This window comes from Sphingobacteriaceae bacterium GW460-11-11-14-LB5, from assembly GCA_002151545.1.
Taxonomy (GTDB): Bacteria; Bacteroidota; Bacteroidia; order Sphingobacteriales; family Sphingobacteriaceae; genus Pedobacter.
Window position 1 is genome coordinate 2,602,770 of record CP021237.1, and the last position, 15,403, is coordinate 2,618,172.

At 39.1% G+C, this 15,403-nt stretch carries 12 protein-coding genes and 1 pseudogene; 9 read left to right on the top strand and 4 right to left on the bottom strand.

The annotated features are described in order from the left end of the window. Nucleotides 1–85 precede the first annotated feature (85 nt). The 5 genes from CA265_10520 (at nt 86) to CA265_10540 (ending at nt 6,990) form a co-directional block, all read left to right on the top strand. Nucleotides 86–799 carry a 3'-5' exonuclease gene (locus tag CA265_10520; GenBank protein ID ARS40059.1) on the top strand — a complete coding sequence of 238 codons (714 nt, stop codon included), beginning with the start codon at nt 86–88 and terminating at the stop codon, nt 797–799. Further along, nucleotides 799–2,505 carry an ABC transporter ATP-binding protein gene (locus tag CA265_10525; GenBank protein ID ARS40060.1) on the top strand — a complete coding sequence of 569 codons (1,707 nt, stop codon included), beginning with the start codon at nt 799–801 and terminating at the stop codon, nt 2,503–2,505. Before CA265_10520 ends, CA265_10525 begins: the two co-directional genes overlap by 1 nt. A 6-nt stretch (nt 2,506–2,511) precedes the next feature. Then, a complete protein-coding gene (locus CA265_10530) occupies nt 2,512–3,552 on the top strand; it encodes a sialidase (protein ID ARS40061.1) in 1,041 nt (346 codons plus the stop codon). 284 nt (nt 3,553–3,836) lie between these two features. After that, on the top strand, nt 3,837–5,969 hold the full coding sequence (locus CA265_10535) for a ribonuclease R (GenBank protein ID ARS40062.1): 2,133 nt from the start codon (nt 3,837–3,839) through the stop codon (nt 5,967–5,969). A 46-nt stretch (nt 5,970–6,015) separates the two neighbouring features. Continuing rightward, on the top strand, nt 6,016–6,990 hold the full coding sequence (locus tag CA265_10540; GenBank protein ID ARS40063.1) for an isoprenyl synthetase: 975 nt from the start codon (nt 6,016–6,018) through the stop codon (nt 6,988–6,990). 256 nt (nt 6,991–7,246) lie between these two features. Here the strand turns inward: CA265_10540 and CA265_10545 are convergent. Then, a pseudogene (locus tag CA265_10545) lies at nt 7,247–7,426 on the bottom strand (hypothetical protein). A 940-nt stretch (nt 7,427–8,366) separates the two neighbouring features. Here CA265_10545 and CA265_10550 point away from each other — a divergent pair. Continuing rightward, on the top strand, nt 8,367–9,347 hold the full coding sequence (locus tag CA265_10550) for a hypothetical protein (GenBank protein ID ARS40064.1): 981 nt from the start codon (nt 8,367–8,369) through the stop codon (nt 9,345–9,347). A 436-nt stretch (nt 9,348–9,783) separates the two neighbouring features. Here CA265_10550 and CA265_10555 read toward each other — a convergent pair whose 3' ends face one another. The 3 genes from CA265_10555 to CA265_10565 form a co-directional block, all read right to left on the bottom strand. Next, the gene (locus tag CA265_10555; GenBank protein ID ARS40065.1) at nt 9,784–10,200 is read right to left on the bottom strand and encodes a 50S ribosomal protein L27; all 417 of its coding nucleotides are present in this window, start codon (nt 10,198–10,200) and stop codon (nt 9,784–9,786) included. Between the two features lie 52 nt (nt 10,201–10,252). Continuing rightward, nucleotides 10,253–10,564 carry a 50S ribosomal protein L21 gene (locus CA265_10560; protein ARS40066.1) on the bottom strand — a complete coding sequence of 104 codons (312 nt, stop codon included), beginning with the start codon at nt 10,562–10,564 and terminating at the stop codon, nt 10,253–10,255. Nucleotides 10,565–10,664: 100 nt separating this feature from the next. Beyond that, nucleotides 10,665–10,868: a hypothetical protein gene (locus CA265_10565; protein ARS40067.1), complete on the bottom strand. Its 204-nt coding sequence runs from the start codon at nt 10,866–10,868 to the stop codon at nt 10,665–10,667. A gap of 336 nt (nt 10,869–11,204) precedes the next feature. Between CA265_10565 and CA265_10570 the strand changes: the two genes are divergently transcribed. The 3 genes from CA265_10570 (at nt 11,205) to CA265_10580 (ending at nt 15,295) form a co-directional block, all read left to right on the top strand. Beyond that, a complete protein-coding gene (locus CA265_10570) occupies nt 11,205–11,471 on the top strand; it encodes a hypothetical protein (protein ARS40068.1) in 267 nt (88 codons plus the stop codon). Between the two features lie 213 nt (nt 11,472–11,684). Then, on the top strand, nt 11,685–12,641 hold the full coding sequence (locus tag CA265_10575; GenBank protein ARS40069.1) for a hypothetical protein: 957 nt from the start codon (nt 11,685–11,687) through the stop codon (nt 12,639–12,641). Continuing rightward, entirely contained in the window at nt 12,638–15,295 is a 2,658-nt protein-coding gene (locus CA265_10580) for a hypothetical protein (GenBank protein ID ARS40070.1), read from the top strand. Before CA265_10575 ends, CA265_10580 begins: the two co-directional genes overlap by 4 nt. Nucleotides 15,296–15,403: the final 108 nt, after the last annotated feature.

Consider the following 15,403-nt stretch of genomic DNA (forward strand, 5'->3'; position numbering starts at 1 on the left):
TAAAAATATAGTTGTAATGTTTAATGGTTTGGATAGAAGATTTTGAATTGAAAATTGTAAATTGTTAATTGAAAATTACTGATGTATGCTAAAGGCGTTAGATCTCAATCAGGTAATGGTTATCGATATCGAAACTGTGCCTCAATATCCATCTTTTCAAGATGTACCTCCCCATTTTCAGGAACTTTGGGAACAAAAAACACATTACCAAAGAAATCAGGACCAAACTGCTGAAGAATTTTATGAAAAAGCCGGTATTATGGCCGAATTTGGCAAGATCATCTGCATCAGCATGGGGATTTTTAGTGTACAGGGCCAATCCACCTCATTGCGCATCAAATCTATTTTTGGCGATGATGAAAAAGAAATGCTGTTACAGTTTTCTGCCCTATTGAGTAAACAAATACCCAACTTAATGTTCTGTGCACACAATGGAAAAGAATTCGACTTTCCCTATTTATGCCGCAGGTTATTGGTTAATGGTATAGAAATCCCGGTTCAACTACAACTTTCGGGCAAAAAACCATGGGAAGTGAACCACATCGATACCATGGATCTTTGGAAATTCGGCGATTACAAACATTTCACTTCCTTAAACCTGTTAGCCGCAATTTTGGATATTCCTACGCCTAAAGACGACATCAACGGCGCACAGGTAAGGCAGGTTTATTACGAAGAAAAAAACCTGGATAGAATTGTTACCTATTGCCAGAAAGATGTAATTACTACCGCTCAGGTGTTATTAAAATTTAAAGGAATGGATATAATTTCAGCAGAAAACATTACCATTGTAACCTAATGTTAAACGTTGAGCATTTAAATATCGATTTCTATAACCAGGAAGAAAAAACCTGGTTTAAAGCGGTAAAACAGATCAGTTTTAAGGTAAAAAAAGGAACTGTTTTAGGTATTGTTGGCGAATCTGGTTCTGGAAAATCGGTCACATCTTTTTCTATAATGCGTTTGCACGATGAACGTGCAGCAAAAATTACGGGCGAGATAGATTTTGAAGATATTAGTCTGCTTAACCTGAGTTCAAATGAAATCCGCCAGATCAGGGGAAACCAGATTTCGATGATTTTTCAGGAACCCATGACTTCGCTCAATCCTGTTTTTACCTGCGGGTATCAGGTGGCTGAAGCCATTATGCTGCATCGAAAGGTAGATCAAGCGGAAGCCAAAAAACATACCATTGCTTTATTTAACGAAGTGCAATTACCGCGACCAGAAAAAATATTTGAGAGTTACCCACACCAAATATCAGGCGGACAAAAGCAAAGGGTAATGATTGCCATGGCTTTAAGCTGTGATCCAAAATTATTGATAGCCGATGAACCCACCACGGCTTTAGATGTAACCGTTCAGAAAACCATCCTGCAACTGCTATTAAAACTGAAACAGGAACGAAATATGGCAATGATTTTTATTTCGCACGATTTAGGTGTGGTAAATGAAATTGCCGATGAAGTTGCTGTAATGTATAAGGGCGAAATCGTAGAACAAGGTCCGGCAAAATCTATTTTCGAGAACCCCCAACATCCGTATACCAAAGGTTTACTCGCCTGTCGCCCCTCACCTAACCGCCAATTAAAAAAACTACCTGTGGTGGCCGATTTCCTTACCGGAGAAATTGAAGATGCCTCAGCACATCTGCAGGCCTCAAATCAGTTAACAACAGCCGAAATAACCGCTCGCAGAGCCAAACTTTATGCTCAGGAACCTTTACTTCAAATTAAAAACCTATGCACCTGGTATCCCATTCACAATGGCCTTTTCGGTAAAACCACTGATTATGTTAAAGCTGTCGACCAGTTAAATTTTGAGGTTTTTCCTGGAGAAACTTTGGGTCTGGTTGGCGAATCGGGTTGTGGTAAAACCACTTTGGGGCGGACTATTTTACGGTTAATACAGCCCACGTCCGGAGAGATCATTTTTAATGGGGAAAACATTACACATATCGGCAAAACAGCCTTACGGAAATTAAGGAAAGATATACAGATCATTTTTCAGGATCCATATGCGTCTTTAAACCCTAAATTAAGTATCGGTCAATCAATTTTAGAGCCATTACAGGTACATAAATTATACCGTAACGATAGCGAGCGTAAACAAAAGGTACTGGAACTGCTTGATAAGGTAGGCTTAAAAGAAGAACATTTTAACCGATATCCGCATGAGTTTAGTGGCGGACAAAGGCAGCGTGTGGTTATTGCCAGGGCTTTGGCTTTGCAACCCAAATTTATCATCTGCGACGAATCGGTATCTGCTTTAGATGTTTCCGTTCAGGCGCAGGTTTTAAACCTCATCAAAGACCTTCAAAGCGAATTCGGACTCACTTATATTTTCATTTCTCATGATCTTGCTGTTGTAAAACATATTTCAGACCGTATTCTGGTGATGAATAAAGGAAAAATTGAGGAAGAGGGTTTTCCGGAACAAATATTTTATGCACCAAAAGCAGCTTATACCCAAAAGCTGATCGAGGCTATCCCAGGACATCAATAATAGAAAATGCTTAGATCTCTTTCGATTGTTATTTTAATGATTTACTTTTCTTTTAGCATTTATGCGCAAAAGGTAGAGATTATTCAGTCGACTACTATTTTTGAAAAGGCGCCATTTGAGGCTTGTCACGCCTCAACTTTGGTTGATTTAGGCAAAGGAAAAATAATGGCCGCATGGTTTGGCGGTAAACACGAAGGAAGTAAAGACGTGGTCATCTGGTCGTCAATAAAAACCGTAACGCAATGGAGTCAGCCCATCGAAATCGCAAATGGGATAATAAACGACACGAGCAGATTTGCCTGCTGGAATCCTGTCCTTTTTAAGACAAAAAACGGTACATTATTTCTCCATTATAAGGTTGGTACAAATCCAAGGACCTGGTGGGCAGAATATAAAACATCTGTCAATGATGGAAAAACATGGTCGAAAGCACAGAAATTGCCTAAAGGTTTTTTAGGCCCAATTAAAAATAAACCTCTTCAATTATCTAATGGAACAATCCTTTACCCTTCAAGTACGGAAAGTTTGGATGAAAAAACATGGGCAATCCACATTGAGAAATCAGATGGCAAAGGAAAAAACTGGAAAAAGATTGAAATTAACTGCGATACCTTTGGCGTAATCCAACCTTCTATCCTCACCTATCCAAAAGGAAGGCTACAGTTATTGTGCAGAAGCAGGCAGAATGTGATTGTAGAAAGCTGGTCGGAAGATAACGGCGAAAGCTGGTCTAAATTAACGGCAACAACATTACCCAATCCCAATTCGGGAAGTGATGCAGTAACTTTAATTGATGGCAGGCAATTACTGGTTTATAATCCACTAACCGCAGGTAAAAACTGGTGGGAAGGACGTTCTATCTTAAAATTGGCCATATCAACGGATGGCAAAAACTGGCAGGACATTTACACCTTAGAAAACCACGATAAAGGCGAATACAGCTATCCGGCCATTATCCAGGATAAAAGTGGCAACATACATTTGAGTTATACTGCCGAACGGAAGAAAATTACTTATGCAGAGATTAGGTTAGTCCGTAGTCCGTAGTCCGTAGTCCGTAGAATGGAAAGGGATTTTGAAAGAAGGTTTAACCTGCAAGATATTATTTAGTTCATGGCTAATAGTCGATAGTCAAAGAGTGATTTTCTCATAACCTCTCCGGTCAATGAACTACCAAACCACCAACTAAGAACTTTTGGCAATTTGCCTTACTAATGAACTAATGGCCGATGAACCAATGAACTATAAACCATCATCCATTTTACATATTGTCCCCTATATTTTCCATCCTGAGCATCTTTTCTGTATCTTCGGTAAATTCAGTTTAGCATATGGCAAAGAAAAAATCGGCAAATATAAAATTGGTTCTGAATCAATTGGTTAGTGATGTTTTTGAAAAAAACAATAATCAGCTGCTTAATTACAAGCAGGTTTCGGCCAAATTAAATTTGAACGATCAGGAATCCAGAGAAACCATTCTCGAGATCTTAAAAGAAGGAAAAAGTGCAGGAATTTTCTTAGAACCAGAAAAAGGTAAATTTAAACTTAAAGAACTTCAAAACTTTATTATCGGTACGGTTGATATGACCGCTGATGGTTCAGCGTATATCGTTCCCGAAGATGAATTTGAGAAAGATATTTTTGTTGCCCCCCGAAAACTCAAAAATGCATTGCATGGCGATACCGTAAAGGCTTATGTTTTCGCGAAGAAAAGCGGTCGTAAAAATGATGGCGAAGTTGTCGAAATTATTAAAAGGGCAAAATCAGATTTCACGGGTGTAATCAAAATTTCAGATCGTTTTGCATTTGTTATTGCAGACGATAAAAAAATGATGCACGATATTTTTGTGCCTCTGGCCGATACCCACGAAGCCAAAAATGGTCAACGTGTATTGGTAACCCTATCTGACTGGCCTGAAAGCGCCAAAAATCCGATTGGTATTGTTAAACATGTACTCGGCAATCAGGGTGAGAACAACACCGAAATGAATGCTATTTTAGCGCAGTATGGTTTTCCTTTGGAGTTTCCGCCACAAGTTGAGCGCGAAGCCAATGCCATCCCGGAAGAAATTCCTGCAGCTGAAATTGCCAAAAGAAAAGATTTTAGAAACGTATTAACTTTTACCATAGATCCGGCTGATGCGAAAGATTTCGATGATGCCATCTCTTATCAAAAGCTCCCTAACGGAAACCATGAAATAGGCGTCCACATTGCCGATGTTTCACATTATGTCATTCAGGGGACCGAACTGGATAAAGAAGCTTATAGCCGTGCGACCTCGGTTTACCTGGTCGACCGTGTAATTCCTATGCTACCAGAGCGTTTGAGTAATGGAGTATGTTCGTTGCGCCCGCACGAAGATAAATTATGTTTTGCAGCGGTTTTTGAATTAGATGAACAAGCCAACATCCAGTCTGAATGGTATGGCAGAACGGTAATCCACTCTGACAGGAGATTCAGTTATGAAGAGGCACAGGAAGTAATCGAAAATAAAGAAGGCGATTATGCAAAAGAAATCCTGAAACTCAACGAACTGGCCTATATCCTTCGCGACCGTAAATTTAAAAACGGCGCGATCAGTTTCGAAAGTACTGAAGTTAAATTCAAACTGGATGAAGCTGGCAAACCAATTGGTGTTTATGTAAAAGAGCGTAAAGATGCCCATAAACTGATTGAAGATTACATGCTTCTGGCCAACCGTAAAGTTGCCGAGTTTATCGCCAAAAAAACAAAAGGAAAAGACAAACTGACCTTTGTTTATCGCGTGCACGATTCGCCAAACATGGAAACCCTGAATACTTTCGCCACATTTGCTTCACGTTTCGGTTATAAAATCAATACCAAATCAGATAAAGAAATTGCCAAATCATTAAATAATTTAATGAATGATGTAGAAGGTAAAAAAGAGCAGAATATTCTAACTTCGCTGGCCATCAGATCAATGGCAAAAGCAATATATTCTACTAAAAAAACAAGTCATTACGGGCTGGCTTTCGAATACTATACCCACTTTACGTCCCCTATCCGTCGTTATCCGGATGTAATGGCGCACAGGCTATTACAGACTTATTTAGATGGTGGTAAATCAGCTGATATGGAATTTTACGAAGTGGCCTGCGTACATTCTTCAGCTATGGAGAAAAGAGCTGCTGATGCCGAACGTGCTTCTATTAAATACAAACAAGCCGAATACTTAGAAAACAATATCGGTACGGCGTACAAAGGTATTATTTCGGGTGTTACCGAATGGGGCATGTATGTAGAGATTGAAGAGAACAAATGTGAAGGAATGATTCGTCTAAGAGACATATCAGACGATTTTTATGTGCTTGATGAGAAAAACTACTGTATTGTAGGCCAACGCAAAAAGAAAAAATACCAGCTTGGAGATGAGGTGATGATCAGGGTTAAAAAAGTAGATCTTTCTAAACGTCAAATCGATTTCACCTTAATTCCAGATTAAAAATTTAAAATTGTGCCTTAAACACAGTGTTTACGCAATAATTACAATGCATACTACAGAAGAATTACAACAAATTTTAGATACTGCAATACAAAATTTAAAGTTTCCGGATCACCCTAAACAGCTTTACGATCCGATTACTTATATCATTAATCTGGGTGGAAAACGGGTAAGACCTTTATTGGTTTTAATGGCTACCGAGTTGTTTGGTGAAAATGCCAATGAATCGATCCATGCCGCTATGGCCATTGAGATCTTCCATAATTTTACGCTGGTTCATGATGATATTATGGACAATGCGCCTCTTCGCAGAGGAAAAGCCACAGTACACGAAAAGTGGAGTACCAATATTGCCATTTTAAGTGGCGATGTAATGATGGTAGAAGCCAATAAAAGCCTTGCAAAAGTTAACCCAGCCTTTCTCAGTCCAGTACTAAATGCCTTTAATGCAACGGCGCAAGGCGTTTGCGAAGGTCAGCAGCTGGATATGGAGTTTGAAGGCCGTGATGATGTAAGTATTGAAGAATACATCAACATGATCAGGTTAAAAACGGCGGTGCTTTTGGGTGGTGCGCTAAAACTTGGAGCCATTATCGCGGGTGCTTCAGAAAAAGATGCTGACTTAATTTATCAGTTTGGCGAAAATATAGGCATTGCCTTTCAACTGCAGGATGATATTTTAGACGTCTATGCAGATCCTGAAAAATTCGGCAAACAGGTTGGCGGTGATATTATTGCTAATAAAAAAACCTTCCTGCTGTTAAAAGCGTTCGAACTTGCCGATGGAGAAACCAGGGCATCATTAAATACCTGGACTGCATACAAAGAATTTAACGCACAGGAAAAAGTAGATACTGTACGTCAGGTATACGATACTTTGGATATACAGGATATTGCAAAAGAAAGCATGAACAATTACCTCAGCAAAGCTTTGGCCGTATTTGCACAGATTAATGTGAGTGAGGAGAGAAAATCAAATATTTTAATGCTTACCGAGCAATTGATGGCTAGGGAGTATTAAGGTATTCGTCGTTTCGACTGAAGCATAGCGGAATGGAGAAATCTATAAAATTGATTATTATTAAAATAGATTTAGCTTCGCTGAAAAGAGTTGTCAACTTTTATAGCCAAACGGCCCGAAAGTTGACAACTCTAATATTCCCTTTACTTGTCATCCTGAGCTTGTCGAAGGACATTTTTTTTGATTTAACCATAAAGGGTCTTCGACAAGCTCAGACTAACATGCATTTCATTTAAACACTCAAAATTTCTATAGCTTATACCTTTACCAGTTTATATTTAATCCAAAAATCCGAGCTTTTAGAAGCTGATTCGCCACCCTCTGGTGGCCGTTGACCGCCTCCACCCATTCTTCCTCCACCACCCATACCACCACGGCCGCCACCGCCCATAGCTCCGCCTCCCATTCCACGGTTACCGCCTGATCTTCCTCTGCCGCCGCTTGCACCTTCTGGCCTAGCTTCCCTTTTAAAGCCCGACTTATTCGGCTGATTGATTTTAATGTTGTATACCAATGGTTTTTTGAGGTCTAAACCTACCTGTAATTGCGCTAATGGAATACTCAGTTCATAAATAAGATCCCTATTCGGATGAATACTCATTCCGGTTTCAATCCCATCTGCTGTTGTGGCAGCTAATTCACCATCAGCTATATTTTTAAAACCAGAAACACGGATACTTTTATTCATTACCACAGGATCATGTGTTGCTCCATCTGGTAATAAAGGCGCATGATCATGGTGTTCTTCTCCTTCTTTCGGCATTAGCGGCCTATCCATTAAAGGGAAAGTTAATTTCATTCCGTCTTTTTTCTTGCCCTCCGTATTAATATTTAAGGTAATTCCACCCTTCAGTACACTAAAAGTAGTTTGTGGATCCAACGATTCGATAATGATGTACAGGTTTTTGTCATCGTTGGCCAGGGCAAAAGCCAGTTTGGTGGCATCGTTGTATTGGTTAAGCGGTTCGTTCCACTCGCTCGATACGCCATCGGCCTTGAATGGTTTCACCATGCGGATATTCTCTTCTACATCCTGTGCTTTAACGGAAAAGCCACCTAGCATAATAGAAAAAACAGATAAGCTGAGTATTTTAAAATTCATCGCAAATAATTAAATAATGATATACGAATGTATCGCGAGGAATTGTTAAATTTTGTTATTTAACAGGCTTTAACAATTGAGTCCGAAGTCGGCAGTCTGAAGTCCAAAGTCAACTAACCGATTTCCATCATATGTCGTCCTGAGCGGAGTTGAAGGGAAATTATAGCGTTTGGCGTTTGGCAGTTGGAGTTAGTTAACCCATCGCTCAATATGTCATCCTTGTAGATGTCAGATAATTCGGTAACAGAATCATAATTATTAAATTGATTCTGTTATGCCAATAAACACTAATGATTTTACTGTTGAACGGAAGTATTTAGATACTTACCGTTTTATGATCAGGGAGTACGAGCTGATCAAGCAAAAGTCTCATCCCGAGTATCGTTTTGTAGAAGATCTCTATCGAGCGTGGGGTACTAACCGCAAGAGTTTCCTTAAATATTATAACCGCTTTAAACAAAGTGGAAAGGACTGCGACCTTCTTCCACGCAAGCGTGGGCCTAAATATCGCACCAGGCGACCTTTTCAATTTATAGAAAACCAAGTGATTGAGCTAAGACAAAAAGGGAATTCGAAGCATGAGATCGTTAGAATCTTAAAGCCGAAATTGCATAAATTTACTCCATCGGCATCCGGGGTTTACAATATTAGTAAGCGTTATGGCCTTAATAGGCTTAACCTAAGGATGAAGGAGAACAAAAGGAAGATCATTAAGGAAAGAATGGGACAACTTGGACACATTGACTGCCATCATCTTGGCAAAGCTATATTAAGAGGACAAAGCCGTAAGCTCTATCTGGTATGCTTACTGGATGACTATAGTCGTCTGGCCTGGGCAGAGGTAACAGAAGATATAACTTCACTAACGGTGATGTTTGCTACCATGAGATGCATCAATATGCTACAGAGTGAATATGGAATAAAATTCGAAGAAATCATCTCTGACAACGGACCAGAGTTTGGTCAACGACAAAGCCAAAATAAAATAAACCAACCTTTTGAACGCATGCTTATCGAATTGGATATCAAGCATAGATATACTCAACCTTACAGGCCTCAAACCAATGGAAAGGTGGAAAGATTCTGGAGAACATTAAAAGAAGATCTCATCGAAGAAACTGATTTTGATAGCATTGAGGAACTTCATGATGAATTATTTCAATATATGCTTTATTATAATCAAGAAAGACCTCATCAAGGAATAGGAGGAATAACACCCATTGAAATGGCTAAAAATGAAAATCAAAAAAAATAATAAATTAATACTAATCTAAAATCAAATCTGTTACCGAATTACTAAACCTTTACAAGCCTGAGCGGAGTCGAGGGGTTGCTAGATAGTTTGGGAGGTGTTTGAAATCAATGAACCAATTTATTACGAACTTTATTTTAACCATTAAGAAGTTAAGAAAATTAAGGTTGTGCAATCAGTGTAAGATTATTTCATCCAATTAAGGAGCGGTTTCGCAATGACGACCTTCGCGTTTGGAACTAACCAGACTGAAGTTGGGAGTTTCGGGTTTGGAGTCGGGTATCGATCTCCTCAAGCGCTTGGCATTTAGCGCCAATTAACCGGTTTGACCAATGAACGAATGACTAATGAACGAATGACTAATGAACCATTGAACCACATCAAAACAAAAAAAGTCCCGATTTTCATCAGGACTTTTCATTTATAAGTTCGTTACTAATTATTCTGCAGGTGCAGCTTCTTCAGTAGTTTCGTCTTTTTTAGCTGCTTTTTTAGCTGGAGCTTTTTTTGCCGGAGCAGCTTCTTCAGCTACAACTTCTTTCTTTGCAACCGCTTTTTTAGCCACTGGTGCTTTAGCTACTGCTGCTTCGATTTCAGCTTCAGTGATAGGAAGGATAGAAACGTAAGATTTGTTATCTTGTTTCTTTCTGAAAATTACAGTACCATCAACTAAAGCAAATAAAGTGTGGTCTCTACCAATACCAACACCTTTATCAGGGTGGTGTTTTGTTCCACGTTGACGTACTAAAATGTTTCCAGCGATAGCTAATTGCCCACCGAAAATTTTAATACCTAAACGCTTACTATGCGATTCACGTCCGTTTTTCGAACTACCGGCTCCTTTTTTGTGTGCCATGATTTTATATTTTGTAACTCGCTAAAAAGCGAATTATTGGGTTAACAATTAATTATAGAGTGATGTCAGAGATCTGAATCTTAGTGAAAAACTGGCGGTGACCATTTTTCTTTTTGTAACCTTTTCTACGTTTTTTGTGGAAAATAATTACTTTATCACCTTTTAAATGAGATACGATCTTAGCTGAAACTTTAGCACCTTTAACTGCAGGAGCACCTACAGTAATTGCACCACCGTTGTCAACCAACAATACATTATCAAATTCAATACTAGCGCCTTCATCTCCTTGTAATCTGTGTACAAAAAGGTGCTGGTCTTTAGCAACTTTAAATTGCTGCCCTGCTATATTTACTATTGCGTACATTGTTTAAATATTAGTTTTTTAATTTTTATTTAACGAGGTGCAAATATAGAACAAATTCAATTAACACACAAATACATATCGAAAATATTTTTCACTAAAATCATACCGGATCAGGATTGGGAGGATTTAAGGATTTCAAGATCGATTGAACAACTATTTTAATTGCATTTTTTAGAAAAGGATCGGCCATTTCATTTTCGGGCTTGCCAGGTGCAGAACCCTTCGTTCTTAAACCTGACAGCAGCGACAGCCTCCGATTTTTTCTATCGGAGCTATAGCGAATGGCAGGACTAAAGCCCACCAAAGGCTACCACCCGCTCATTTCCAAATCATAATTAAAAATTTGCGAGTATACTCTTCTCTGGGTTTCGATCGGTGAGACAACAACCAATGAAATGACCTGTACAAGTTCCGCCACAGCTCCTTCGACTCCGCTAAGGATGACATATCAATATTTTTCACTTAAATCATACCGGATCAGGATTGGGAGGATTTAGAGATCAATTGAACAACTATTTTAATTGCATTTTTTAGAAAAGCATCATCTATTTCATTTTCGGGCTTGCCAGGTGCAGAACCCTTTGTTCTTAAACCTGACAGCAGCGACAGCCTCCGATTTTTTCTATCGGAGCTATAGCGAATGGCAGGACTGAAGGCCGCCAAAACCACCACCCGTTCATTTCCAAATCATAACCAAAAATTTGCGAGTATCCTGCACTTGTATAAAGATACGTATCGTTTTTTTTTGAAAAGCAATTTAGGCTATCCATCGGTTACTGCAGTCCTGCTGTTCATTACAAGTCCTCGTTACACTGCGGGCTTTTCATTACCATCAGGTTTAGTTCACAGAATTCAGTTTTTCAAGCCATACTTTGCTATATGCATCGCATTACGAACTAACCAATAGAATGTCCTAATCAAACTCCGTCACCCATCTTCCATTTTACATCTTCCGTTTCACATTTCCCATTTTCCATTTCACATCCTCCATTTTACATCTTCCATTTCACCTCCTCCACCCCCTTATCTTCTCTTCGTTAAAAAATGTTAAAGCGCTTTTCTTATTACGAATATTTCGTAGATTTACGAATATTAAATAGAAAACTTAAAAACAAAACTCATGAAACTAACCCTAACCATCTGTTTAGCAAGTGCCTTAACCCTTTCGGCAAAAGCCCAAAACCCTGATAAGGCCCTGGCAAGAGTAAGATATACGTTTACGCACATTGCAGATACAACGCAAAGAGACAAGCCCCGTACGGAGAATATGTTGCTTGTAACCGGCAAAAATGCTTCTGTGTATACCAGTTATGATAAGCTGAACCAGGCCTTAAATACCCAAAAGCAGATACAGGAACAGATGAAAAACCAAACGGGTAACAGCAACATGAAAATTGAGATCAAAAGTGAAATGAAAGCTCCGCTAACGCAGGTAGATTATTTCTTTTTTGCCGATGAGCATAAAATGATTACCAAAGAGCGCTTATTTAACAATTACCTTGTTGAAGAAACTGCGCCACAAATCGATTGGAAAATTTTAAAAGATACCATGAGTTTTTCGGGTATAGCCTGCCAGAAAGCAACCACAAACTTTAAAGGCAGAAACTGGATAGCCTGGTTTGCTACAGAAATACCTTTTCAAAGCGGTCCGTGGAAATTAAATGGATTGCCTGGTTTGATTGTGGAAGCTTATGATGAGAAAAAAGAGGTAAAATTTACATTTGCTGGTCTTGAAAACGTAAAAGAAGATGCCAGCCAGGCAAACTCGGGTGAGGATGGCAAAATTGTAATGCCCAACAGTACAGGGGTAGTCAAAATGGTCGGAATAGATGTAAGCACCTCTTACCTTGGATCAGAGATTAAATTACCCGCAGACGCCATCAAAACCACCAGAAAAGAATTAGACAAGCTCAAAGCAGCAAGAGATAAAGATCCACAGGGATTTATGCAGGCCCAAATGGCCGCAAGCGGTATGCAAGGTTCGTTTAGGGCTAACCCCGCTCCACGTCCGGCGGGAAGCGCAACCATAAGCAAAGCCGAGATCAACAACCCAATCGAAATTCCAGAGAAAAAATGAGAAACTATGCGATAATGTTACTGTTTTTGCTCACCGCTTTTTCGGCTTTGGCTCAAAAACCGATCAAGGGTTTGGTTAAAGATCATAATGGCAAGGCAATTGAATCAGTTAATGTCAGTCTAAAAGATGCTGAAGGGAATATTATAAATTTTACCAGAACCAACCGTAACGGAGAATTTAATATTCCTTTAAAAAATGATCAGATTGCAGGTTATAAAATTGAAGCCTCAAGCATTGGTTATAAAAAACTGAGCACCGTTGTGACAGATGTAAACAAAAGTTATGACCTGGTTTTGCAACACAGTGAAACCACATTAGAAACCGTAACGGTAAAAAACCGGCCATCATTAACGGCAAATGGCGATACTTTAAATTACCGGCCATCTGATTTTGCCGACAAACAAGACCGGAGCATTGGCGATGTTTTGAAAAAAATGCCGGGAATCGAAGTTGCAGAAAATGGAAAGATCAGTTATAATGGGAAATCGATTTCTAATCTCTATGTAGATGGCGATAATCTTTTAGATGACAAGTATAACATCGGCACCAAAAGTATCCCACAAAGTGCTGTAGATAAGGTACAGGTTATCCAGAATGACCAGCCCATTAAAATGATGCGCAAAAACAACATGAGTGATGATGTTGCCTTGAACCTGGTGATTAAAGACGATGCTAAACTGAAGGTAATGGGCGATGCAACCGTTGGCGCCGGAATGCCCAACCGCTTTGACGAAAACCTCACAGCGATGTTATTTAATAAAAAGCTGAAGTTCATCAATAACATTAAAGGCAATAACATTGGTAACGATCCGGGGATCGACCTTACCTCACACAATTTATCGGATTATTTAAAACGCCTCGACAATGATAAACCAAGCGGACTTTTATCTACAGGCGCTGCAGGCGTACCGTCCTTACCACAAAGCAGGTATCTTTTTAATAAAGCCGGATTGATTAATTTAAACAATTTATACAAGTTTAATCAAGACTTGCAACTAAGGGCAAACCTTTCCTATCTGTACGATCAGCGCGACCAGCAATACAATAAGTTTTCAGAAACCTATCTTTCTGGTCAAACCATTAGTTATTCAGAATCGCAGAACAATGTTATCAATCCGCAAAAACTCCGCACCCAATTTAACCTGAATGGAAATGCAGACAAATATTATCTGAATAACAACTTTGTATTGGATTATGCGCCTTACAAAAGCGCTTCTGGCTTTGTCATTAATAATCTTGCAGCTAATCAGGTACTTCGTCAGGAAACCCTCGATATTTCTAATGAATTTAATTACCGTAAAAAATTAAAGTCGGAAGATGTAATTAACCTCTACTCCTATTTAAACCGGACAACGCAGCCTGAAACATTAAACATTACACCGGGTCTCAATGCCGATATCTTAAACAACGGAAACAGTTATCTTGGTTTAAGCCAGTACATCAAAATACCAACTTGGTACACCAATAATTATGCGTCGTTTGCCTTTGTGAAAAACAATTTCGTGCAAACCTATAAGGCAGGTTTTAATATACAGCAGCAGCAGCTCAATTCAGAGCTTTACCGTATACAAAACAACCAGCAAACAGAACTTTCGGCTAATGCGGTAAATGATCTCGACTGGCTTAAAACAAAGCTCTACGCGGACGCGACCTATGAATTTACAAACGACAAATTAAAAGCAGGACTGAGTTTACCCTTAAGCTACAATCAAATTAACTATAGCGACGAGTTAAACCAACTGGATAAAAGCCTGCATAAATTATTCTTAAACCCTTCGCTTAATGTAAAGTATCAAACGAGCACTGAAAATTATGTGACGGCAAATTATGCCTTTCGGAACGACCTGGGCGGAATTGACGACGTTTATCGGGGTACTGTACTAAAAAATTACCGTTCGCTTTTCGCCAACAATGCACCGATTTCGGAATCGAAAACACACAACGTTGGGGCCGGCTTTAACTTTAGAAAAGCGATGCAAATGTTATTCATCAATTTAACGGCTAACTACAGCGATGCAGAGTTGAACACCATTTCTTCGTACAGTTTAAGCAACAATATCCAGCAAAGGGTTGTGCTGCCGCTAAGCAACCACATCCGTACACTCTCATTCAGTGCAAATGCAAGCAAATATCTTTTTGATCTGCGAAGCACGGTGAGTGCAGGGTTAAGTTTTTCGCAGAGTAGATACGATCAACTGCAGAATAACGAACTATTTGCATTTAATGCACAGACTATTTCTTATAAGGTAGGTATTGAAGCAAAACTTGCCAGCTTTATCAATTGGTCCTACCTTGCCAATTTCGCGGTAACCGATAATAAAGCCAAAGTTGCCAATGCGATAAAAACAAATTTTCAACAGCTTAGACAGCAATCTACCCTGGCCATTACCACGGTTAGAAATGTGTATTTAAATTTATCGGCGGAGCATTTATTCACACATCAGTCTACACAGCCGAACCTGAAATATCTTTTTGCAGATATGAATATTAAGTACAAATACCTCAAAATGAAAACGGACTTAGAATTTGGGATAACCAATCTGGCCAACATCAAAAGGTTTGATGCAATTTACCTTTCAGCAAATTCACTTACCACCGGAACATATAACATACCAGGCAGAGTGGCTATGCTTAAAGCGACATTTAACTTTTAAATTAATGTTTTCGTCAATGACAATTTTTGTTGTAGTATGCGTAGATATAGGCGGTTCGTCATTCCCAACCTGATTGGGAATCTTAAAGCGTATAGCATTACGATTTCC

Coding starts and splice junctions, on each gene's coding strand:
- CA265_10520 (ARS40059.1), top strand. CDS start 86: ATGCTAAAGGCGTTAGATCTCAATCAGGTAATGGTTATCGATATCGAA.
- CA265_10525 (ARS40060.1), top strand. CDS start 799: ATGTTAAACGTTGAGCATTTAAATATCGATTTCTATAACCAGGAAGAA.
- CA265_10530 (ARS40061.1), top strand. CDS start 2,512: ATGCTTAGATCTCTTTCGATTGTTATTTTAATGATTTACTTTTCTTTT.
- CA265_10535 (ARS40062.1), top strand. CDS start 3,837: ATGGCAAAGAAAAAATCGGCAAATATAAAATTGGTTCTGAATCAATTG.
- CA265_10540 (ARS40063.1), top strand. CDS start 6,016: ATGCATACTACAGAAGAATTACAACAAATTTTAGATACTGCAATACAA.
- CA265_10550 (ARS40064.1), top strand. CDS start 8,367: ATGCCAATAAACACTAATGATTTTACTGTTGAACGGAAGTATTTAGAT.
- CA265_10555 (ARS40065.1), bottom strand. CDS start 10,200: ATGGCACACAAAAAAGGAGCCGGTAGTTCGAAAAACGGACGTGAATCG.
- CA265_10560 (ARS40066.1), bottom strand. CDS start 10,564: ATGTACGCAATAGTAAATATAGCAGGGCAGCAATTTAAAGTTGCTAAA.
- CA265_10570 (ARS40068.1), top strand. CDS start 11,205: ATGGCAGGACTGAAGGCCGCCAAAACCACCACCCGTTCATTTCCAAAT.
- CA265_10575 (ARS40069.1), top strand. CDS start 11,685: ATGAAACTAACCCTAACCATCTGTTTAGCAAGTGCCTTAACCCTTTCG.
- CA265_10580 (ARS40070.1), top strand. CDS start 12,638: ATGAGAAACTATGCGATAATGTTACTGTTTTTGCTCACCGCTTTTTCG.